The 20,102-nt window shown below is 64.4% G+C and carries 17 protein-coding genes; 5 read left to right on the forward strand and 12 right to left on the reverse strand.

The window, feature by feature from the left end; translation table 11 throughout:
* The first annotated feature begins 135 nt into the window (after positions 1-135).
* Genes AC0L3L_RS20260 through AC0L3L_RS20270 form a run of 3 tightly spaced genes read left to right on the forward strand, consistent with a single transcriptional unit; the run spans position 136 to position 4,012 of the window.
* Positions 136-1,722, forward strand: coding sequence for a sugar ABC transporter ATP-binding protein (locus tag AC0L3L_RS20260; protein WP_473638874.1), 1,587 nt, complete (start codon positions 136-138; stop codon positions 1,720-1,722).
* The gene (locus tag AC0L3L_RS20265; protein WP_473638875.1) at positions 1,719-3,047 is read left to right on the forward strand and encodes an ABC transporter permease; all 1,329 of its coding nucleotides are present in this window, start codon (positions 1,719-1,721) and stop codon (positions 3,045-3,047) included. The genes AC0L3L_RS20260 and AC0L3L_RS20265 overlap by 4 nt, the downstream gene beginning before the upstream one ends.
* Positions 3,044-4,012 carry a substrate-binding domain-containing protein gene (locus tag AC0L3L_RS20270; protein ID WP_473527038.1) on the forward strand — a complete coding sequence of 323 codons (969 nt, stop codon included), beginning with the start codon at positions 3,044-3,046 and terminating at the stop codon, positions 4,010-4,012. Before AC0L3L_RS20265 ends, AC0L3L_RS20270 begins: the two co-directional genes overlap by 4 nt.
* Positions 4,013-4,105: 93 nt before the next feature.
* Here the strand turns inward: AC0L3L_RS20270 and AC0L3L_RS20275 are convergent, their stop codons facing one another.
* From AC0L3L_RS20275 to AC0L3L_RS20300, 6 genes are read right to left on the reverse strand one after another with little or no spacing between them, the layout of a single operon-like run.
* Positions 4,106-4,567, reverse strand: a complete 462-nt coding sequence (locus tag AC0L3L_RS20275) for a MarR family winged helix-turn-helix transcriptional regulator (RefSeq protein ID WP_095491183.1) — start codon at positions 4,565-4,567, stop codon at positions 4,106-4,108.
* Positions 4,564-5,148, reverse strand: coding sequence for an amino acid synthesis family protein (locus tag AC0L3L_RS20280; RefSeq protein ID WP_473638876.1), 585 nt, complete (start codon positions 5,146-5,148; stop codon positions 4,564-4,566). Before AC0L3L_RS20280 ends, AC0L3L_RS20275 begins: the two co-directional genes overlap by 4 nt.
* Positions 5,141-6,022, reverse strand: a complete 882-nt coding sequence (locus AC0L3L_RS20285; RefSeq protein ID WP_473638877.1) for a UPF0280 family protein — start codon at positions 6,020-6,022, stop codon at positions 5,141-5,143. Before AC0L3L_RS20285 ends, AC0L3L_RS20280 begins: the two co-directional genes overlap by 8 nt.
* On the reverse strand, positions 6,022-7,563 hold the full coding sequence (locus AC0L3L_RS20290) for a 6-hydroxynicotinate reductase (RefSeq protein ID WP_473638878.1): 1,542 nt from the start codon (positions 7,561-7,563) through the stop codon (positions 6,022-6,024). The genes AC0L3L_RS20285 and AC0L3L_RS20290 overlap by 1 nt, the downstream gene beginning before the upstream one ends.
* Positions 7,560-10,334 (reverse strand): molybdopterin-dependent oxidoreductase, encoded by a 2,775-nt coding sequence (locus AC0L3L_RS20295; protein ID WP_473638929.1) that lies wholly within the window; start codon positions 10,332-10,334, stop codon positions 7,560-7,562. The genes AC0L3L_RS20290 and AC0L3L_RS20295 overlap by 4 nt, the downstream gene beginning before the upstream one ends.
* Before the next feature lie 38 nt (positions 10,335-10,372).
* A complete protein-coding gene (locus AC0L3L_RS20300) occupies positions 10,373-11,236 on the reverse strand; it encodes an FAD binding domain-containing protein (RefSeq protein ID WP_473527036.1) in 864 nt (287 codons plus the stop codon).
* Between the two features lie 313 nt (positions 11,237-11,549).
* On the opposite strand from AC0L3L_RS20300, the gene pncA reads away from it, so the two are divergent.
* Both pncA and AC0L3L_RS20310 read left to right on the forward strand, forming a co-directional pair.
* On the forward strand, positions 11,550-12,149 hold the full coding sequence (pncA, locus tag AC0L3L_RS20305; protein ID WP_473488406.1) for a bifunctional nicotinamidase/pyrazinamidase: 600 nt from the start codon (positions 11,550-11,552) through the stop codon (positions 12,147-12,149).
* Between the two features lie 41 nt (positions 12,150-12,190).
* Positions 12,191-13,621 carry a sodium:proton antiporter gene (locus AC0L3L_RS20310; RefSeq protein WP_473638879.1) on the forward strand — a complete coding sequence of 477 codons (1,431 nt, stop codon included), beginning with the start codon at positions 12,191-12,193 and terminating at the stop codon, positions 13,619-13,621.
* On the opposite strand, the gene AC0L3L_RS20315 is transcribed toward AC0L3L_RS20310, so the two are convergent.
* The 6 genes from AC0L3L_RS20315 to AC0L3L_RS20340 all read right to left on the reverse strand — a co-directional run bounded on the left by AC0L3L_RS20315 (position 13,622) and on the right by AC0L3L_RS20340 (position 20,067).
* Positions 13,622-14,341 carry an ABC transporter ATP-binding protein gene (locus AC0L3L_RS20315; protein WP_473488404.1) on the reverse strand — a complete coding sequence of 240 codons (720 nt, stop codon included), beginning with the start codon at positions 14,339-14,341 and terminating at the stop codon, positions 13,622-13,624.
* Positions 14,338-15,063 (reverse strand): ABC transporter ATP-binding protein, encoded by a 726-nt coding sequence (locus AC0L3L_RS20320; protein WP_473638880.1) that lies wholly within the window; start codon positions 15,061-15,063, stop codon positions 14,338-14,340. The genes AC0L3L_RS20315 and AC0L3L_RS20320 overlap by 4 nt, the downstream gene beginning before the upstream one ends.
* Complete coding sequence (locus AC0L3L_RS20325; RefSeq protein ID WP_473638881.1) at positions 15,060-16,022, reverse strand: branched-chain amino acid ABC transporter permease; 963 nt, start codon at positions 16,020-16,022, stop codon at positions 15,060-15,062. Before AC0L3L_RS20325 ends, AC0L3L_RS20320 begins: the two co-directional genes overlap by 4 nt.
* Positions 16,019-16,900 carry a branched-chain amino acid ABC transporter permease gene (locus AC0L3L_RS20330; protein ID WP_095491192.1) on the reverse strand — a complete coding sequence of 294 codons (882 nt, stop codon included), beginning with the start codon at positions 16,898-16,900 and terminating at the stop codon, positions 16,019-16,021. The genes AC0L3L_RS20325 and AC0L3L_RS20330 overlap by 4 nt, the downstream gene beginning before the upstream one ends.
* 217 nt (positions 16,901-17,117) lie before the next feature.
* Complete coding sequence (locus AC0L3L_RS20335) at positions 17,118-18,422, reverse strand: ABC transporter substrate-binding protein (RefSeq protein ID WP_473638882.1); 1,305 nt, start codon at positions 18,420-18,422, stop codon at positions 17,118-17,120.
* Positions 18,423-18,591: 169 nt separating this feature from the next.
* A complete protein-coding gene (locus tag AC0L3L_RS20340) occupies positions 18,592-20,067 on the reverse strand; it encodes a hypothetical protein (protein WP_473638883.1) in 1,476 nt (491 codons plus the stop codon).
* Positions 20,068-20,102: the final 35 nt, after the last annotated feature.

Here is a 20,102-nt window from a genome sequence, read left to right on the forward strand (position 1 = left end):
TACGGAATCTCGCAGATTTGCGCAAGAATTGAAATGCATCAATCCCGTCTCATCAGATACCGGCTTGACATGATCGAAACGTTTAGATTAGCGTTTGGGACATTCGACGACGACGGAAGGGAGGCCGTTCTTGTCATGGAGCCTGGCAATTCCAGCACGTCCGGAGATGTTGCGGCTGACGCCGACCCGGCCATCGTTCTGAACGCCGAGCACATCTCCAAGACCTTCGGCGGCATCGCCGCACTTGTCGATGTCGGCTTCGACCTGCGGCGCGGCGAGGTCCATGCGCTGATGGGGGAAAACGGCGCCGGCAAGTCGACGCTGATGAAAATCCTCTCCGGCATCTATACGGATTACGACGGAACGGTGAACGTCGATGCCCATCCGGTCCGTTTCGCCGGGGTCCGCGACGCCGAGCATGCCGGCATCGCCATTATCCACCAGGAGCTCAATCTCGTCCCCGAGCTCAGCGTTGCGGATAATATCTTCCTGGGGCGCGAGAAGCTGATCGCCGGACTTATCGTCGACCGCAAGGCAAGCAGCCATGCCGCCGGCGCCCTGCTGCATAGGCTCGGTATCGAGCTCAATCCGGAAGCGCGGGTCGGCAGCTTGCGCGTCGGCGAGCAGCAGCTGGTCGAGATCGCCAAGGCACTGTCGATGTCGGCGCGCATCCTGATCATGGACGAGCCGACTTCGGCGCTTTCGCCGGCCGAATGCCAAAGGCTGTTCCGGATCATCCGCCAGCTCGCCGAAAGCGGCGTAGCGATCGTCTACATCTCGCACCGCATCGACGAGGTCATGCAGCTGGCCAGCCGGGTCACCGTGTTTCGCGATGGACGCCATGTGCTGACCGAGGCGATGGCAAAGCTCGACGAAAACACCATCATTTCGGCGATGGTCGGGCGAAACCTGCTTGCCTCTTCCCAGGAAGAGCGTGGCCCCGGCGGCAAGGTCGTCCTCTCCGTAAGCGGCCTGTCGCTGTCGAAACCAGACCGCCACGGCTGGCGCACCGCGCTCGACGGCGTCGCCTTCGATCTTGCCGCCGGGGAAATACTGGGGATAGGCGGGCTGCTGGGCTCGGGACGCACCGAAATCCTGGAGACCATCTTCGGCTCCAGCGGCGGACGTGCCGACGGCGAAATCCGGCTCGATGGCGAGCCGGTGGAAATCCGATCACCGCGCGACGCCCGCCGGCTCGGCATCGCTCTGGTGACCGAGGACCGCAAGACGCAAGGCCTGCATCTTCAGGCCTCGATTACCGACAATGTCGCGCTGCCGCTGGTCGGCGCGCTGGCGCGGTTCGGCCTTCGCTCGCGGGCCGCCGAGCAAGGCCTGGCGCGGCAAGCGGTCAAGGCGCTCGGCATTCGCTGCGGGACCATCGAGCAGCCGGCCGGCACACTGTCCGGCGGCAACCAGCAGAAGGTCGTCATCGGCAAATGGCTGGCAACGCGGCCGCGGGTGCTGTTGCTGGATGAGCCGACACGCGGCATCGATGTCGGCGCCAAGCGGGAGATCTACGATCTCATCTTCAAGCTGGCGCGAGACGGCCTCGCCATCGCCGTCATCAGCTCGGAATTGCCGGAGCTGCTGCATCTTTCCGATAGCATCCTGGTCATGGCCGATGGTCGCCAGACGGGGATCCTCTCGCGCGCGCAAGCCAGTGAGGAGGCCATCATGCGGCTCGCGGCGCCGCGCCGGACCATGACGAGGCCTGCCGCATGAGCATCTTGAACATCCTGTCCCGGACGAAGCTCTATTGGGGCCTGATCGCCATCTTCCTGATCGGCGTGCTGGGCTCGCCGATCAGCTCCAAGGGCAACAACATCTTCCTGTCCTACGGCAATCTGCTGGATGTGCTGCGCCAGGTGTCGACCACCGGCCTGATCGCCACCGGCATGACGGCAGTGATCATCACCGGCGGCATCGACCTTTCCGTCGGCTCGCTGATGGCGATCTGCACCGTGGTCTGCGCCATGCTGCTGACGGTTCCGGGCGTCACGCCGGCGGTGGTGCTGGGGGTGCCGACAGTTGCCGTAGTCGCCCTTTGCCTCGGCATTCTGGTCACCCGCTTCATCTTCCTGAACATCGAAAAATCCCGTGCCGGCCCGCAGGCCACCCACGCCATCAGGCTGGATAGCGTTCGTGGGCTGGTCACACCCGGCATCGTCGGGGTGATCCTCTGCAGTCTCGTGCTGTGGTACCTGCTGCCGCAGGTTGGCTCAAAATTCGGCGTGGTCGGCGTGTTGCTGGTGGCGCCTTGCGTCGGCCTGCTGTTCGGCGCACTCAACGGCGTCATCATCGTTGCCGGGCGGCTGCAGCCTTTCATCGTCACGCTGGCGATGATGGTGACGGCGCTCGGCATCGCCCGGCTGACCGCCGGCCAGAACAATGCGGTGCTGCCGGTCTACACCGGGTCGAACGCCACCGCCGATTTCGAAATGCTGCGCTCGCTGGTCTTCGGCGTGATTCCGATGCCGGGCCTGTTCTTCCTCGGAGCGATCCTGATCTACGGCGCGGTGCTGCGCTTCACCCCGTTCGGCCGCTACGTCTATGCAATCGGCGGCAACGAAGAGGCGGCACGGCTGTCCGGCATCGCCGCCGGCCGCGTCAAGATCGCTACCTACGCCATGTCCGGGCTGCTGGCCGGCGTGGCGGCGGTGCTCTATGTCGCGCAATACAGGCAAGGCAAGCCGGATGCCGGCGCCGGGCTGGAGCTCGATGCCATCGCCGCCGTGGTCATCGGCGGCACCAGCCTGATGGGCGGACGCGGCAGCCTCATCGGCACATTCTGCGGCGTGCTGATCTTCGGACTGCTCTCGAATATCCTGCAATTGCACAACATCAATTCGAACCTTCAGCTCGTACTGAAGGGGATGATCATCATCGGCACCGTGCTCGTCCAGGAGCGCAATGCCGTTGATCTTCTCTTCTATCTGCGCCTGGCAATTGCGCCTCTCTGGGGCGGGCAGGCGCGCAAGGAAACGACCGCAGCAAAGCGGCCGTCAAAAGAGACCCCGTCTCTAAATCTTGGAGGAAACAAGAAATGAAACGACGTGAATTGTTGAAGCTCGCCGTTGTCACCGCGGCACTGCTGACCACGACCGCGCTTTTGGCCAGCGGCAACGCCTACGCGCAGGACAAGAAGTGGAAGATCGGCTTCTCGCAGGTGACGACCATCGAGCCCTGGCGCGCCCAGTTCAACAAGGACATTCTGGCTGAGGCCGCCAAAAATCCGGAAGTCGAGCTGATCGTCACCGACGGCGAGGACAAGACGGAAAAGCAGGTCGCCGATGTCGAAAACCTGATCCGCCAGGAAGTCGACGCGCTGCTGGTGTCACCGAAGGAATCCGCTGGGTTGACCGGCGTCGTGCAGCAGGCGATCGACGCCAAGATCCCGGTCTTCGTGCTCGACCGCAACGTCGAGACCAAGGACTACACGCAGTTCGTCGGCGGCGACAACAAGCTGATCGGCCGGGCTGCCGGTGAATACGCCGTCGAATTGCTCGGCGGCAAGGGCAAGGCCGCCGGCAATGTCGTCGAGATCTGGGGCGGAATGGGTACTCAGCCGGCACATGACCGCCATGACGGCTTCCATGAATTCACTGACAAGGAGCCGGGCATAAAATATTTGCTCGACCAGCAGTCGGGCGACTGGAAACAGGACCAGGCCTACAACATCATGGCCACGGCACTGCGCAACAACGAGAAGATCGACCTCGTCTATGGTCACAACGATCCGATGGCCTACGGCGCCTATCTTGCCGCCAAGGATGTCGGCCGCGAGAAGGACATCAAGTTCATCGGCATCGACGGCCTGCCCAATGAAGGCGTGCAGCTTGTTGCCAATGGTGAGCTGACGGCGACGTTCACCTATGTGACACCGGGTGCTGAAGGGCTGCGGCAGGCGATCAAGTTTCTGAACGGCGAGAAGGTCGAAAAGACCATCACGCTGCCGACGCAGAAGATCACCAAGGAAAATGCCGCCCAGATCCTGAAGGACAACGGCCTCTGAGACGAAGTCGTCGATGACGGCGCCCCTCTCCCCGTTCTACGGGGGAGAGGATGCCGGCAGGCAGGTGAGGGGCAGCGCTGACCAAGGCCGCGCTCACGCCAGCTTGGCCAAAAGCCTCATGAAAATCGCGGCCTCCTTGGCCGAAAGCGGCGCCAGCGTTTCCTCGGTGATCTCGCGGGCGATCGGGATCAGCCGCTCGACGGCATTGCGGCCTTCAGCGGTCAGATTGACCAGCAGGCGCCGTTTGTCGACCTCATGCTTGGAAAGCTCGACCAGGCCGCGCGCCTTGAGCCGGTCGATGACACCTTTCACCGTCGCGGCGTCCATGGCGATCAGGCTGCCAAGCTGGTTCTGCGAGGTCTCGCCGACATCGTGCAATTTGGCCAGGGCGGCGAATTGCGGCGGTGTCAGGTCGGCAATGTGCGCGGCGAAGATCGAGACATGGCGCTGGTGCGCCTTGCGCAGGATGAAGCCGACCTGCTCCTGCAAGCGGTAATCGTTTTCGTCAGGCTCCTCTGCCTCGACCAGCTTGAGCTTGATGTCTTCGGCACTCACCGCAGTCCGTCCCACGCCTTGATGTCTTTTGCCGCGAGTCCGCCCATGCGGTCGTGCACGCGCGGGCCGCAGGTCATGGCGAGGCAGAACAGGATCTCGTCGGGACGAGGCCCGTCGCTAATGCCGAGCTCAATGGCATCGAAATGACTGCGCACATAGGCGGCGTTGATATGGCCGAGCGGCACGTCGAGCCGCGAGCCGAACGCGCCGACCTTCTTTGCCGATGGCACGATCGCCTTGGCGTCGCCGAGCCGCTCGCGCATGGCATAGCCGCCAGGCACATGCCACAGCGCGCCATGCTCCAGCTCGCCGGCTATGCCGACGATGGCGCCCTTGCCGAAGCCGTCGATCTGCTTCACGTCGCCGCCCAATGCGGCAATGAGCTTGTCGGAGAGCAGCAGCCCGAGCGGCTTCAGGTCGTCCATGGCGCTCTGGAGGTCTTCCACGTAACGGCCGGCGAACGGGTTCTTCACCACCGCCATGGCCGCGGCGCGGCGGCGCGGCACCTTCGCCACCGGCCCGCCCTCGTGAAATATCTCTTCGGTCAGCACCGCAACCTTGCGGATCGCAAACTCAGGCATGGGCAATTTCCTTCCTTGATTTCTCGTTGGGCGCAACGAGCGCCATGGGACCGGCGATCCGTGCCTGATCGGCAAGGAACAAGGCTGAAGCGGCAATCAAGCCATGTCGCCGAAAATCTTCGGCGACAGCGATCCCACTGTCGAGCGCGGCGGCTATTTCGCCTGATGAAAGCGCGCCGACGGCTTGGGTGACCAATCGATCGCCAAGGTCGCTGTCGGGCGCCAGATCGCGCGCCGGCACACGCTCGATGGCAGGATGCCCGGGCAGGTCGACGGCATTGGCGATCAGGGTCGCGGCGGCATCGGCTTCAGCACCGGTCCGCGCCAGTACGGTAACAGCGTCGGCGATGCCGAGCGAAAAGGAACGGCCGCGCCAGCCGCTTGTCGCGATGCCGCGGATCCCGTCTTCGGCACGGATCGTGATCCGGTCTGCCAGTCCGTGGCCCGTCCCGGCAATGGCGACGGTCATGGACCGGCCGTTGCCGAGATGGATCGCGCTGTCGCCGCCATTGTTGACGTAGGCGCGATCGAGCCGGCGGCCAGCCAGCACCGCACCAAGCATTTCGTCGGCTACCGAACCGGCGACCGCGGCCATCGGCGTGATGAATTGTTTCGCCAGCGGAACAACCGCCGACTCCATGCGTCGCGCCGTCGGGCCAGCGAAAGCACGTGGTCGCGACGAGGCCGGGCGGCGCAGTTCTGGCAATTCGTCGACGAGCTCCTGCAGGATTGTTTGAAACCGCGCCACCGCCTGGCCATAGGCGGCGCGGCATTCGTCCGCATCGCCAAATGCCTCGATGATCAGGTCGATCGGGCCATGATTGAGATGCAGCCGCCTGCCGTCCTCAAGCCAACGTACCTGCGGCCCGTTCATCACCCGACCCCGTTGCCGGCTGCACGCCGCAACTGCGCCAGCGGCGGCCACGGATTGCGGGCCGGCGCAGCCGTGCCGCGGCGCGGGTTGAGATACTCGCCACCTTTGGCCAGAATGTCGTCAACGCTGCGGATCTCGGCTTCGTAGCCGCCGAGCCTGATATAATCGTCGCGGCGCAGGGTGAACTCGATCGGCGCCACCAGCGCCGGCGTCGGCACATAGCCGAAGGCGCCTTCCGGCACGCGGGTGACATCGACCATCAGCGTGATGCCGCCGCCCGGCCAGACATAGACCGGCGCGCCGCCGACCGTCACATAAGTCGTCAGGCCCTGCACCGAGCGGGTCAGATTGACCGGATTCTCGGTGACCCCGGCGCGCAGCGAGCCGCCGGCACCGCCGACGAACAGCACGGTGCATAGCGCCGGCTCGCAATTCTCCTCGATCAGGCCGACGGATTTCTGCAGCCGCTCGGGGAATGGTTTCTGCACCGGCTTCAACGCGTCGTCGAGCTCGTAATAGGCGAACTGCTCGCCGGTGGTCGAGACCATAAGCAGCGACAGGCCGGGACGCGCGCCCTTCTTCGCATTCCATTCGCCAAGGATCGACAGCGGATCGGAAACGCTGGTGCCGCCCCAGCCGAGGCCCGGCTCTGACACCTTGAAATAGCGGCCCGGCGTCGAACGGCGGCCGACGATTTTTATCCCCGTGTCCTGCCAGCCGAGCACCTTGCCCGCCTGATGCTCGGAGACGACGCCGGTGATGTGGTCGTCGACCACCACCACCTCGTCGACCAGGCCGCGCCACTGGGTGGCGAACATGCCGATGGTGGCAGAGCCGCAGCCGACGCGCATTCGATGTTCGAGCTTGCCGTCGATGACCGGCGGCTTGCCGGCTTCGACGATGACCACAGCGCCGCCGTCGATAGCGAGCTCGACCGGCTTGCGGTTGCATAGATTGAGCAGCGCATCGCAGGTGGCGCGACCTTCGGCCTTGGAGCCGCCGGTCAGATGATGCACGCCGCCCAGCGACAGCATCTGCGAGCCGTATTCGCCTGTCGTGACATGGCCGATCGCCTCGCCCGCCGAGCGGACCGTCGCCGTTTCGGGGCCGATATGACGGTCGGTATCGATCTTCACCTTGACGCCGCAGTAGGAGAAGATGCCCTCGGTAACGACGGTGACGAGATCGACGCCTTCGACCTCCTGGCTGACGATGAAAGGCGCCGGCTTGTAGTCGGGATAGGTGGTGCCGGCGCCGATCGCGGTGACGAAGCGGCGGCCGGTGTTGACCAGTTCGCCGTCCCATTCTTCGCCCTCGGCGACAAACGGCACGACCGCGCCGCCGGCCTCGGTCGCGTGGTCGAGGATGGTCAGCGGATCCATCCGCACGATCCTGCCGCCGACGTTGCCGTAGCGATCACAGGCGCCGGTGCGGCCATCTGATATGTAGCACATGACCGGGCAGGCATCGCAGCGGATCTTCTCCGCCACTTGCTTCTCGCCGGGGTCATGCGTCTCGAAGCGTTCGGCAAGCTCGCTCATCGGCGTGCCTCCTTGTCGCGAATCGCGGCGCGGATGCGGCTCGGCGTCGCCGGAATTTTGGTGACCAGGACGCCGGTGGCATGGCGGATGGCATTGAGGATCGCCGGCGCCGTCGGGATCAGCACATGTTCGCCCAGACCCTTGGCGCCAAAGGGTCCTTCCGGATCCGGAACTTCGATCAGGATGGTCTCGATCGGCGGCACGTCGCCTATCGTCGGGATCAGGTAATCGTGCAAATTCTCGGTGCGGCCGGGGATGTACTCCTCCATCAGCGCCATGCCGATGCCTTGCGCGATGCCGCCCTCGATCTGGCCCTCGGCGAGCAGCGGATTGATCGCCTTGCCGACATCATGCGCTGCGGTGATCTTGATCAGCTTCACCGTGCCGAGCTTGAGGTCGACCTCCAGTTCGGCGATCTGCGCGCCGTAGCCGTAAACGGCATAGGGCTTGCCCTGACCCTTGGCGTCGAGCGGCAGCGTCGGCGGATCATAGCTTTCCTCGGCGCGGAACACGAAGCCATCGGCATCGGCCTTCAGCGTGGACAAATCGATATGCCGCGTCGCTTCGCCCTCGCGGATGACCAGGCTTGTGCCATCGAGAGCGATCGCGGCTTTCTCCGACACATTGGCGAAGCGCAGCATAGTCTCGCGCAAGGCGCGGCCGGCTTTTTCGGCGGCCTTGCCGGTCACGAAGGTCTGGCGCGAGGCGGACGTCTTGCCGGCGTCCGGCGTGATCGCCGTGTCGGCGCTTTTCAGCCGGAATTTTTCCAGCGGCAAGCCAAGCGCGTCGGCGCAGATCTGGGTGATGACCGTGTTCGAGCCTTGCCCGATATCGACTGCGCCCTGATGCAGGACGACATCGCCAGAGGCGGAGATGCCGACCCTGATGGTCGACGGATTGGGCAGCGAGGTATTGCCACAGCCATACCAGCAGGAGGCGACACCGACCCCGCGTCTCCTGCTGTCATTGGCACTGTTGAATGTATCGGCATCGACAAGCGCACGCATCCAATGCGGCCGCAGCGCTTCAAGGCACTCGGCAATGCCGACGCCCGCTTCCAGCTTCTGGCCGGTAACCGTTTCGGAGCCGTTACGAAGGCAGTTCCTAACGCGAAAATCGAGCCGATCCAGCCCAAGCTTTTCGGCCAGCTCGTCGTAGAGCGTTTCCTGCATGATCGTCGCCTGCGGCACGCCGAAACCGCGGAAGGCGCCGGAGATCGGGCCATTTGTGTGAATGGCGCGGCCCTCTGCGCGATAGTTCGGCGTCGCATAGGGACCGGAGGCATGCACCGGTACGCGGTTGGCGACGGTCGGTCCCCAGCTCGCATAGGCGCCGGTGTTGAAATCGCCGGCAAAGACCATGCCGGTGATGCGGCCATCGGCATCGGCGCCGATGGTCGCCGTCATCTCGGCGGGATGACGCTTGGTGGTCGAGATCATCGATTCATGACGGGTATAAGCGAGTGCCGCCGGCCGCCCGGTCTTGATCGCGACCAGACCGATCAGCGGCTGCAACGAAACGTCGAGCTTGGAGCCAAAACCGCCGCCGGTGGCGGTCGGCACGATCCGCACCTTGTCGACGGCAAGGCCAAGCACCTTGGCCACGTCGTCGCGGTCCATGTAGGGCGCCTGCGTGCAGGCGACGACGACGAGCGTACCGTCGTCCATATAGGCATAGCCGGCCTCAGGCTCGATGTAAGCGTGCTCGACATAGGACGTGTCGATGGCGCCCGAAACGATGAAGGCAGCGCCGGCAAGGGCGGCCTCCGGGTCGCCGCGCTCGACAAAGCCTGATGTGAGCAGGTTTGTCGGCCGGTTCTCGTGGATCAGCTGCACGCCGCCGGCCTGCGCCTCGCAAGGCTGCAGAAGGTGCGGCATCTCGGTCCAACGAACAGGAAAATCCGAAAGATCGAGATCGAGGATGGCCTCGCGCTCGCCGGCAACCAGCGCCACCGCCTCGCCACGAAAGCGCGAAAAACCTTCAGCCAGCGCCGGCTGGTCGGCAAAAGGCGCAATGACGCCGAAGCAGTTCTTTCCCGGAATGTCGGCAGCGGTGAAGACGCCGACGATGCCGGGATGGACTTTCACCCAGGCGTCGAGATCGCCGAAGGCGAAGCGGGCGTGATAATGCGGCGAGCGAACCACCAGCACCGCCAGCGCGTCGGCCGGGAAGGAATCGCCGCCGAATTTTTCGCCGCCGGTAACTTTCGGCAGGCCGTCGAGCCTGATCGGAGAGGAACCGACGGCGTGGCCGGACTGCGGCATGCGATGGTCGAGGCCATCGGCATGGCGCGACGCATCCATCACGGCCGCAACGATCTTCCGGTAACCCGTGCAGCGGCAGAGGACGCCGCCCAGCGCATCCTGGGTTTCAGCCTCGGTTGGATTGGGTTTGCGGTCCAGAAGTGCGGTTGCCGCGACCAGCAGGCCGGGGGTGCAGATGCCGCACTGCGCCGCGCCATGATCGAGGAATGAGGCTTGCAGCGCCGACAATCTGCCGTTTGCGAGACCCTCGACCGTCGTCACCACGGTACCAGCGGCAGAAGCCGCTGACATGAGGCAGGCGCAGACGGGTTCGCCGTCGACGAGCACCGTGCAGGCGCCGCAGTCGCCGGCGTCGCAGCCGATCTTGGTGCCGGTCAGGCGCAATTCGTCGCGCAGCACCGAAGAGAGACGGCGAACCGGCGGCACGCAGACAGAAACGGCGGCGCCGTTGACCTCGAAGATGATGTCGACGCGTTCCATGCTCATGCCAGGCTGAGCCATGCTCATGCCAGGCTGAGCTTTGGTCATGCCAGGCTGCGCTTTGCTCATGCGGCCACCGCCTTGTCATTCAACGCGTGACCCGCGGCACCGAGAACGGCGCGGGCGACAATCTCGCGCGCGGCGTCCAGCCGGTATTCGGCGCTGCCGCGCACATCGCCGATCGGCGACAACTCGTCCATCGGTGCAGACTGGATCGCAGTGGCGAGGGCGTGGTCAACCGGGAGGCCGCGCAAGGCTGCTTCGACGCCCGAGAGACGCTTGGCGACAACCGAACAGGACCCGACGGCGACGGCAGCGTTGCCGACGAGGCCATCCTCAATGGTCAAGCGGGCCGCCGCCATGGCTATCGAAATGACGAGATAGCGACGCGCGCCGAGCTTCACGAAAGCCGACGTGCCGGTGGCCGCGTTTTTCGGCACGCGGATGGCGGTGACCATTTCGCCCGGCTGCAGTTCTGTGCGGCGGTTTCCCAGGATGAATTTTTCCAGCGGCAGATGGCGGACCATCGCAACCGTGCGCAGTTCGACCTCGGCGTCGAGGACGAGCAGCGCCGGCACGCCGTCGGCGGCCGGAGAGGCATTGCAGAGATTGCCGGCGATGGAGGCGACGTTCTGGATCTGCACGGAGCCGACTTCTCGCGCCGCCTGCTTCAGCGCATCGAAAGCCGCCGGCAGCGGATGACGGACAAGATCGGTCCAGGTCGTGCGCGCACCGATAACCCAATGGACCTCGGTTTCGGCGATACCGCGCAGCATTGCGAGACCGTTGATGTCGAGGACATTTTCGCGGAAAGGCGTGGCTCCTTGCGTCGGATAGAAATCGGTGCCGCCGGCAAGAATGCGCCACGGAGCCTCGCCAAGCAAAGCGAGCGCCTCGTCTATGGTGGTGGGTTTCGCGTAACGGATCACGCTTTGCCTTCCCAGAATAATGGGCCTCCTCGAAAGGGGCTTCCCGACGGAGCCTTTCCGGCGTCCGAACCGGTCAAATTCATTCGTATGCAAATGATATCAAGCCGGCAGGAATTGTCAAAGCCAGAGTTTTGCGCCAGCGCCGGCATCGGCGCGACGGCACGCATTTGTTACGCCGTTGGAGTTGACGCAGCCGGCCATCTGGTCAAGTTTCTGCATCCGTTGCGTCAGCGGCATTTTTCGGTGGGTTCGAACACCGGATTCCACGTTTCGGCAGACTTCATGCCTCCGGGACAAACAAGAGGGAGGCTCCATGGCCGACGAAGCGCTTGTTATCATCGACCTGCAGAACGATTTCTGCCCAGGCGGCGCGCTGGCGGTGACCGGCGGCGACGAGATCGTGCCACTGGTCAACGATCTGATCCGGCGGACCGAGCATGTCGTGCTGACGCAGGACTGGCATCCCGCCGGCCATTCGAGCTTTGCCTCCAGTCATCCCGGCAAGCAGCCGTTCGAAACGATTGGCATGCCTTACGGCCAGCAGACGCTGTGGCCGGACCACTGCATCCAGGGCAGCCTGGGTTCGGATTTCCATTCGGGCCTTGCCTGGACCAAGGCCGAACTGGTGATCCGCAAGGGCTTCCGCCCGGAGATCGACAGTTATTCGGCTTTCTTCGAGAACGACCATGCGACGCCGACTGGCCTTGCCGGCTATCTCCAGGAGCGCGGCATCGACACGTTGACCCTGGTCGGCCTGGCGACCGATTATTGCGTCGCCTTCTCGGCGCTCGACGCGGTCAAGCACGGCTTTCACACAACAGTGCGGCTCGACGCCTGCCGCGGCATCGATCTCAATGGCTCCGTCGAGACGATGCTGAACCGAATGCGCGATGCCGGCGTGACGCTGGCTTGAACATCACCAATCGCATTCGACACACTTCCAGAGGGGGCTTTATGCGGTTTGCGGCGGCTTTGACGGCGGGCGCTGTGGTGGCAGTCGCAACCCTGTTTCCAGGAATAGCGCTCGCAGCCGAGGCCCACGAGTTGCCGGGCGAAACAATGTCGCTGTGGTGGGCGCTGCCCTTTGCTGGCCTGCTTCTGTCGATCGCCACTGGGCCTTTGCTCTTCCACCATGTCTGGGAGCATAACTACGGCAAGATCACCTTCTTCTGGGCCGCCCTTGCGGTCGTGCCGCTGGCGGTTGCATTCGGCATGCCTTCGGCCACGGAGGCGGTGCTGCATGCGCTGCTCACCGAATATATGTCGTTCATCATTCTTCTGTTTGCGCTGTTCACCATTTCGGGCGGCATCCTCGTCGCCGGCAACATTCACGGCACGCCGCTGGTGAATGCCGGACTGCTGCTGATCGGGGCGATGCTCGCCTCGGTCATCGGCACGACCGGCGCCTCGATGATCCTGATCCGGCCGATCCTGCGCGCCAACGACAACCGGCGGTTCAACGCCCATGTCGTCATCTTCTTCATTTTCCTGGTGTCCAACATCGGCGGCTCGCTAACGCCGCTCGGCGACCCGCCGCTGTTCGTCGGCTTCCTGCGCGGCATCGATTTCTTCTGGACCACCACCAACCTCTATCAGGAGACACTGTTCGTCGGCGGCCTGGTGCTCGCGGTCTTCCTGGCCATGGACATCATCCTGCATCACCGCGAGGCTGGTGCGCCGAAGATCAAAGATCCGACACCGGACACGAAGGTGCGCATTCGAGGCCTGCCCAACGTCCCGCTGCTGGCCGGAGTGATCGGCGCGATCCTGCTTTCCGCGACCTGGAAGCCAGGCGTGGCTTTCTCCGTCCAGGGCGTGAGCCTTGAATTGCAGAACCTCGTGCGCGACGCGATCATCCTGGCGCTTGCCTTCCTTTCGCTCGGCGTCTCGCGCAAGAGTCACAGGCAGGCGAACAACTTCCACTGGGAGCCGATCGCCGAGGTGGCGAAACTGTTCGCCGGCATCTTCATCTGCATCGTGCCGGTCATCGCCATTCTCAGGGCCGGTGCCGACGGCGCGCTGGCGCCGCTGGTCTCGCTTGTCAGTTCGCCCACGGGCGAGCCAAACGACCTTGTCTATTTCTGGATGACCGGAGCGCTGTCGTCCTTCCTCGACAATGCGCCGACCTATCTGGTGTTCTTCGAGCTCGCCGGCGGCGATCCGCAGCATCTAATGACCACCTTCGCCTCGACGCTGGCGGCGATCTCGACCGGCGCAGTGTTCATGGGCGCCAACACCTATATCGGCAATGCACCGAACTTCATGGTCTACGCCATTGCCAGGCATCGCGGCGTGAAAATGCCGGGCTTCTTCGGCTACATGGCGTGGTCGGGCGCGGTGCTGATCCCGATATTCCAGATCGCGGGTTTTCTGTTCCTTGGCTGATCAGCCGACGCCGACATAGCGGCGGACCGCCGACGGATCGGCGCGGAGCTCCTCGACATCGACGGTCTCGCGGTTGCGGCCGTTCTCGATGAACGAGACACGGTCGGCGACGGACAGCACGGCATCGACGCGCTGCTCGACCAGGATCGTCGAGACACCAAGGTCGCGCAGCTTCGACACCGTCTCGCGGATCCTGGCGATCATCGACGGCATCAGCCCTTCGGTCGGCTCGTCGAGCAGAAGCACCTGCGGCTCGAGGCACAGGGCCCGCGCCATGGCCAGCATCTGCTGCTCGCCGCCTGACAGCGTGCCGGAGCGTTGTCTCAGCCGCTGGCGCAGCAGCGGGAAAAGGTCGAGCACGTTTTCGCGCGTCGTCTTGCCCTTGCCGCGCGCCATCAGGCCGATCTCGATGTTTTCCGCCACCGTCATCTCGGCGAACAGCCGCCGGCCCTGCGGCACATAGGCGACGCCCGCCTTCGGCACGTCATGCGCCGGCAGGCCGGTCAACTCCTTGCCGTCGAGCCTGATCGAGCCGGCGCGTGAGGGAACGAGGCCCATGATCGCCTTCAGCGTCGTCGTCTTGCCGGCGCCGTTGCGGCCGAACAGGCAAAGCACCTCGCCCTTGTGCAGCACGAGGTCGAGGCCGTAGAGCACCTGGACCTCGCCGTAGAAGCAGTCGAGCCCGGAGATGGTCAGAGCTTCAGCCCGTGGTTGAGTCATGGGGTCGTCCCCAGGTAGGCGTCCTGCACCTCGCCATTGGCGCGGACCTGCTCGGGCGTGCCTTCGGCCAAGATCTTGCCGGCGTTGAAGACGGTGATGCGGTCGACAAGCTGCATGACCACCGGCATGTTGTGTTCGATTAGAAGCACGGTGGCGCTTTTGGCGATCTCGCGCACCAGCCCGATGAAATTGTCGATCTCGCTGTCGGCCAGCCCCTGCGTCGGCTCGTCGAGGATCAGCAGGCGCGGTTTTAGCGCCAACCCCATCGCCACTTCGAGCAGGCGCTGATGGCCATAGGACAATTGCCCGGCCGGCATGTGGGCGCGGTCGGCAAGGCCGGTGCGCTCAAGCGCCGTCATGACGCCGACATGCACGGCGCCTTTCGAGCGGCCATCGGTCAGCGTGCGCTGCACCGGCAGCGCGACGTTGTCGTAGGCGGTGAGATTGGCAAAGACGCTGGTGATCTGGAAGGTGTAGGCGATGCCGAGGCGGACCCTGGCGTAGGCCGGCAGGTTGGTAATGTCGGCGCCGTCGAAGACGATCATGCCCGACGACGGCTGGATGCGGCCGCTGACCAGACTGACGAAGGTGGTCTTGCCGGCGCCATTGGGGCCGATGACGGCGCGAATCTCGCCCGGCATGAGGGCGAAGTCGACGCCGTCGACGGCGCGCAGGCCGCCGAAATTGCGGGACAGGCCCTTGGTCGTCAGCAGCGGCATCATGGCAGCCATCCGAGCCAGCGCTGGCGGATGGTGCCGAGGATGCCCCTGGGGAAGAACAGCACCAGCAGGATGAGGGCGATGCCGACGATCAGCAGATAGGCCGAGGTGTAGCCGCTGGTGACGTCGACGACATAGTACATGAACAGCGTGCCTATCAACGGACCGAGCGTGGTGGCAGCACCACCGAGCAGCACCCAGAGCAGCGGCAGGATGGAATATTGCACCGAGGCGAAAGTCGAGCCGACATAGCCGAACAGCAGCGCATAGGCGGCGCCCGAAGCCGCGCAGATGGTGCCGGAGACGACGACCGCGGCGAGCTTGTTGGAAAACGTGTCGTAGCCGAGCATTTTGGTCCGCTCCTCGTTTTCGCGGATGGCGACCAGCACACGGCCATACCTGGAGCGGACGACGGCGAGCGTCACCAGCAGCACGATCGAGAACAGGACGAGTGCGCTCATGTAGCGCACGGTCGGATTGGTGAGGCCGAGCGACGTGCTGCCCAAAACAAGCACACGCGCCGACTGTGGCACGACCAGGCCCTGATCGCCGCCGGTCCAGGAGGCGAGATAGAGGATTATGAGATAGAACACCTGCGCGAACATCATGGTGACGATCATGAAGGCAACGCCGGAAGTGCGCAGCGCCAGCAGACCGATCACCAGCGCAAGAAGCGCACCGCAGGCAAGCCCGGCGGCGAAGGCGGCCGGCACGCTCCAGCCGAGATGGATGACGGCAAGGCCGGCGCCATAGAGCCCGGCCGAAAAGAACATGGCGTGGCCGAGGCTGAGCAGCCCGACATAACCGAACAGCATGTTGTAGCCCATGGCGAAGACCGCCAGCACCATGATGCGGGCGAGCAAGCCGTGATGGTATTCCGGCAGGACGAAGCTTAGGGCGAACAGCACGGCGATGACGCCCAGATGCAACGCATAGGCTTTTGCCGGTGAAGCCTCCTTCATCGCGATGCCGTCCCGAACAGACCTTGCGGCCGGAACACCAGCACCATCGCAACCAGCAGCGTGGCGATGATCTTGGCCAGCGTCGGCGAGAAGAACACCGAGATGATGCCGTCCGACAGGCCGATGAGCACGGCGGCGACGACGGTGCCGCGCAGCGAGCCGAGCCCGCCGATTATGACGACGATGAAGGATAGCAGCAGCGGGTCCTGCCCCATCAGATAATGCGCCTGGCTGATCGGCACGATCAGCACCGCGGCCACCGCCGCCAGCATGGCGCCGAGCGCGAAGACACCGGCATAGACGCGGTCGACCGGAATGCCGAAGGCCTGCGCCGTCTCGCTGTCGTATTGCGTGGCGCGCATGACAAGGCCGATTTTCGTACGCGTCAGCACGAACCACGTCGCGACAAGCAGAAGCGCGGACGCGGCGATGATCGACAGCTTGTAGCCGGAATAGCCGAACCACGGCAAAAGGATGCGGTAGCTGAAGGGCGCCTCAACCGGCCGTGCCTCGGGACCGTAGAAGGTCAGCGCCAGTTGCTGGATGATGTAGAGCATGCCGATGGTTGCGACGATGGTGGCTTCCGGATTGTAATTCAGCCGGCGCAGCACCAGCCGTTCGGCGACCAGCGCGATCAGGCCGACGATCAACGGCGCCAGCACCAGCGCCGCCAGAAAACCGAGCGCCGGATGGCCCGATATCGCCGTGGAGATCGCCCAGGCAAGCACCGCACCCAGCATGAAGAGCTCGCCATGGGCGACATTGACGACACGCATGACGCCGAATACCAGCGACAGGCCAAGCGCCGTCAGCGCCAGCACCGCCGAGGTGACGAGGCCTTCGAGGGCGGCGAGGAGAAGATGAGGTCCGAAGTGCATCGGTTAAGCACCGGCGGATGCGCGAAGCACCCCCCTCTGGCCTGCCGGCCATCTCCCCCTCAAGGGGGGAGATCGGCTGTCATGACTGCTTTCGCCAATCACCAAAGACAGTGAGTGGCCGCCTTCGTACGAATTGCCAATCTCCCCCCTTGAGGGGGAGATGTCCGGCAGGACAGAGGGGGGTGGGGCGAAGCGCACTGTGCTTAAAGAACCAAGCTCACAGCGGCTGGGTCGTGTAATCCCCTTCCGGCTCGTAGAGGCCGTCCTCGATCTTGGTCTTGTGGACGACGTTCAGCCGGCCGCCTTCGACCTTGGAGATGTTCTGGATGCCAAAACACTGGTGGATCTTGCCGTTGAAGGTCTTCGGCCCCTGCGGATGCTCGGGGCCTTCGGCGAACTTGGTCAAGGCCTCGGTCGCCTCGACCAGCTTGGCGCGGTCTTCCGGACCCTTGTAGCCGGCATCCTCCATCGCCTTCTTGACGACATAGAGCGTTTCCCAGCAGCCGAACATGTGTGCGGCGGTGGAGACGTCCTTCGGATCGCCGACAGCAGCGCCATTGTCGTCGATGCCGACGGCGGCGCGATAGGCCTTCTGCGCGGCGGAATCATCAGGCTGCGCATAGCGCGGCGAGCCCTCCCAGAAATGGCTGCCGTCGAGGAATTCAAGGCCGGGGCTGTTGATATCGGTGGCTTCGAGCGAATCGATGAAGCCGAACAGCTGCGGCCGGTTGGAGCCGTAGAACTCGCCGAGTTCCTTGACGAAGGTGAGCACCGCCGGGCCGACCATGACGTGGTAGATCACCTCGGTTTCGGCCGGGATCTGCGGAAAGTATTTGGTGAAGGACGATTCCGTCGGCGGGATGGCGATCTGGGCGATGACCTCGGCGCCCTGCGCCTTCAGCGCCGGCGGCAGGTAGTCGCGATGATCGTAGCCGAAGGCGAAATCGGGGAATATCTGCGTCACCTTCTTGCCGGCATTCGCCGCGATCCACGGCGCCATCGCCTGGATCTGGCTCTTCACGTCGGTGATGCCGGGCTGGAAGACGTAGCGGTTGAGCTTGGTCGAGGCGACGTGGTGGCCTTCGCTAACGACAAAATAGGGCATCTTGGCCTCGCCGGCGGCGGGCGCCGAGCCGATGACGACATGCGAAAACAGCGTGCCGTAGACGATGTCGGTCTTGTGCTGGGTGGCGAATTTGCCGACCACTTCGGCGCCGCGGCCGGGATCGGTGCCGTCATCCTCGATGATCACCTCGACGGGCCGGCCGTTGATGCCGCCGGCTTCGTTGATCGCCTTGACCGCGGCGGCGGTGGTCCTGTCGTACCAGCGGCCATAGGCGGCGCCAATGCCGGTGCGGTGGCACTGGAAGCCGATCTTTATCGGCGCCGCGCTCTGCGCCTGGCTGTAGCGCACGAACCCGGGCGCGACGGCGAGACCGGCGCCCGCGGCCAACCCCTTGAGCGCCGTGCGGCGGGTGAGACCGGTCTTGGAGAGATCGAAAAACCCATTCTTGTCAGTCACGGCAGTTCCCCTTGTTTTTTGAGTTTTGACCAATGGCTGTAGCGAGACGGGCCACTCTTGGTAAGAGCGCCGAAATTGCATGTGTACAAACTAAATCATCAAAGCCCTGATGTGGCAAGCGGGCTTTCCCCTAGGGATCAATCGACGCCGTCGAAGCGGGCTTTTTGTCTCATCCGGCAGCCGGCGTGGCAAGCAGCCACAGGCCGAAGACCGTATAGGCGATCATCAGCACGGTGAGCGGAAACTGGCTGAGCGCGGCGCGGGCGGGAACCGGATGCAATCGCCAGGCGAGGCCATGCGCGACGAGCACGGCGAGCACGTGGCCGGCGATGATGACGCCGGCCTGAAAATTCCACAGCCACCATGCCGAGCCGGCGCCGGCGGCCGCGCCGGCTTCGATCCGCATGTCGGCGGTGCCGAACAGGTTCCAGCCCAGCGCAAACGGGTCGGAAAGCGCAGCCATGGCGTATTGGCCGTCGACGAGCAGCGCCGTCAGATAGTGCGCAACATGATAGGCGAGCGCGATCGGCACGATCGACCAGACCAGCAGCCCTGCAGCCTGACCGAGGGAATGCGGGCTGCCGGCAAGACGCTGGCCGAGGACAATTGCAAGGATGAACGCGGCCGCAAGCAGGACGAACGTCAGCACGAGCCCGAAGGTGCCGATGCCGATCACCGCCGTGCGGCCCGGAAATTCCAGCGGATTGATGCCGAACAGGCCGAACCAGAAGAAGGTTTTGGACAGGCCGTCGAAGGAGACCGACGACAGCGCAAGCAGCAGGAAAGCAATGCCGCTGAGCGACAGCGGCGCGGCATCGCTGAGCTTGGCGCCCGGCCAGCACAGACTGAGCCGGCCACCTTCATTGCGCCCGCCTTCATTGCGCTTGCCTTCATTGCGCTCAAGGAGGGCGAAGCGCGCAATCATGGCGAGGAAGACGGTCAGGAACTCGCCGCGCCGGCTCCAGTCGCGGTAGCCGAACACCAGCATGGCGGCAAAACTCAGCAGCCAATAGAGGCCGGCAGCCCAGGCGAGCCGCGCCGGGTCGTCGGGCGCCGGGTCGATCAGTTCGAACCAGGCGAAGGTGAAGAACAGCACGACGGCCGGCCAGCAGCCGAGCCACGGGGGCGGGCGCCATGTCTCGCGCGCGCCGAACAGGCCGGAAATGACACGCCAAGGCCCGTACCAGGGGTTCAGCCACGACCAGAGATTGCCGAGCAGCCCCTGCAGCAAGACCAGCCCAACCCAGAGCAGCGTCCATATCGCTAGGGGCAGCGGGTTGGAGAGCGGATCGCGGCTGCCGAACAGGCCGGCCGCAACGAGAATCGCGAAGCCGGCAAAGGATATCAGGCTGACGGTTGCCCGTGCGCCGTCGCCGAATGCGAACAGCGGCAGACGCCGCCGCCAGAAGCGGGTAGGAAAGTCTGAGGGCAGAAGTCCCAGGACAAGGAAACTGGCGGCGACCGCGAGCGCACCGCCGGCGACATAGTAGCCGGTGGGCAGAAGCAGGACGTGGCCGCGATCGGAGGCATGGGCGAAGGCGGGGGTGGGTGATGCGATGAAATCCGAACAGATGAAAGCTCCCGTCCAGAAAGAATATGCTCGCCCGCAGTGATCCTTCGCACCCCCCTCTGTCCTGCCGGACATCTCGCCCGCAAGGGGGGAGATTGGCTGGCATGTCG

The sequence above is a fragment of the Mesorhizobium sp. WSM4849 genome (assembly GCF_055811385.1).

What these genes read in the sequence shown, in the direction of transcription:
- pncA (WP_473488406.1), top strand. Translation starts at nt 11,550, where the DNA reads ATGGCCGACGAAGCGCTTGTTATCATCGACCTGCAGAACGATTTCTGC.
- AC0L3L_RS20265 (WP_473638875.1), top strand. Translation starts at nt 1,719, where the DNA reads ATGAGCATCTTGAACATCCTGTCCCGGACGAAGCTCTATTGGGGCCTG.
- AC0L3L_RS20295 (WP_473638929.1), bottom strand. Translation starts at nt 10,334, where the DNA reads ATGAGCATGGCTCAGCCTGGCATGAGCATGGAACGCGTCGACATCATC.
- AC0L3L_RS20280 (WP_473638876.1), bottom strand. Translation starts at nt 5,148, where the DNA reads ATGCCTGAGTTTGCGATCCGCAAGGTTGCGGTGCTGACCGAAGAGATA.
- AC0L3L_RS20325 (WP_473638881.1), bottom strand. Translation starts at nt 16,022, where the DNA reads ATGAAGGAGGCTTCACCGGCAAAAGCCTATGCGTTGCATCTGGGCGTC.
- AC0L3L_RS20285 (WP_473638877.1), bottom strand. Translation starts at nt 6,022, where the DNA reads ATGAACGGGCCGCAGGTACGTTGGCTTGAGGACGGCAGGCGGCTGCAT.
- AC0L3L_RS20290 (WP_473638878.1), bottom strand. Translation starts at nt 7,563, where the DNA reads ATGAGCGAGCTTGCCGAACGCTTCGAGACGCATGACCCCGGCGAGAAG.
- AC0L3L_RS20320 (WP_473638880.1), bottom strand. Translation starts at nt 15,063, where the DNA reads ATGATGCCGCTGCTGACGACCAAGGGCCTGTCCCGCAATTTCGGCGGC.
- AC0L3L_RS20310 (WP_473638879.1), top strand. Translation starts at nt 12,191, where the DNA reads ATGCGGTTTGCGGCGGCTTTGACGGCGGGCGCTGTGGTGGCAGTCGCA.
- AC0L3L_RS20315 (WP_473488404.1), bottom strand. Translation starts at nt 14,341, where the DNA reads ATGACTCAACCACGGGCTGAAGCTCTGACCATCTCCGGGCTCGACTGC.
- AC0L3L_RS20260 (WP_473638874.1), top strand. Translation starts at nt 136, where the DNA reads ATGGAGCCTGGCAATTCCAGCACGTCCGGAGATGTTGCGGCTGACGCC.
- AC0L3L_RS20330 (WP_095491192.1), bottom strand. Translation starts at nt 16,900, where the DNA reads ATGCACTTCGGACCTCATCTTCTCCTCGCCGCCCTCGAAGGCCTCGTC.
- AC0L3L_RS20270 (WP_473527038.1), top strand. Translation starts at nt 3,044, where the DNA reads ATGAAACGACGTGAATTGTTGAAGCTCGCCGTTGTCACCGCGGCACTG.
- AC0L3L_RS20340 (WP_473638883.1), bottom strand. Translation starts at nt 20,067, where the DNA reads ATGTCCGGCAGGACAGAGGGGGGTGCGAAGGATCACTGCGGGCGAGCA.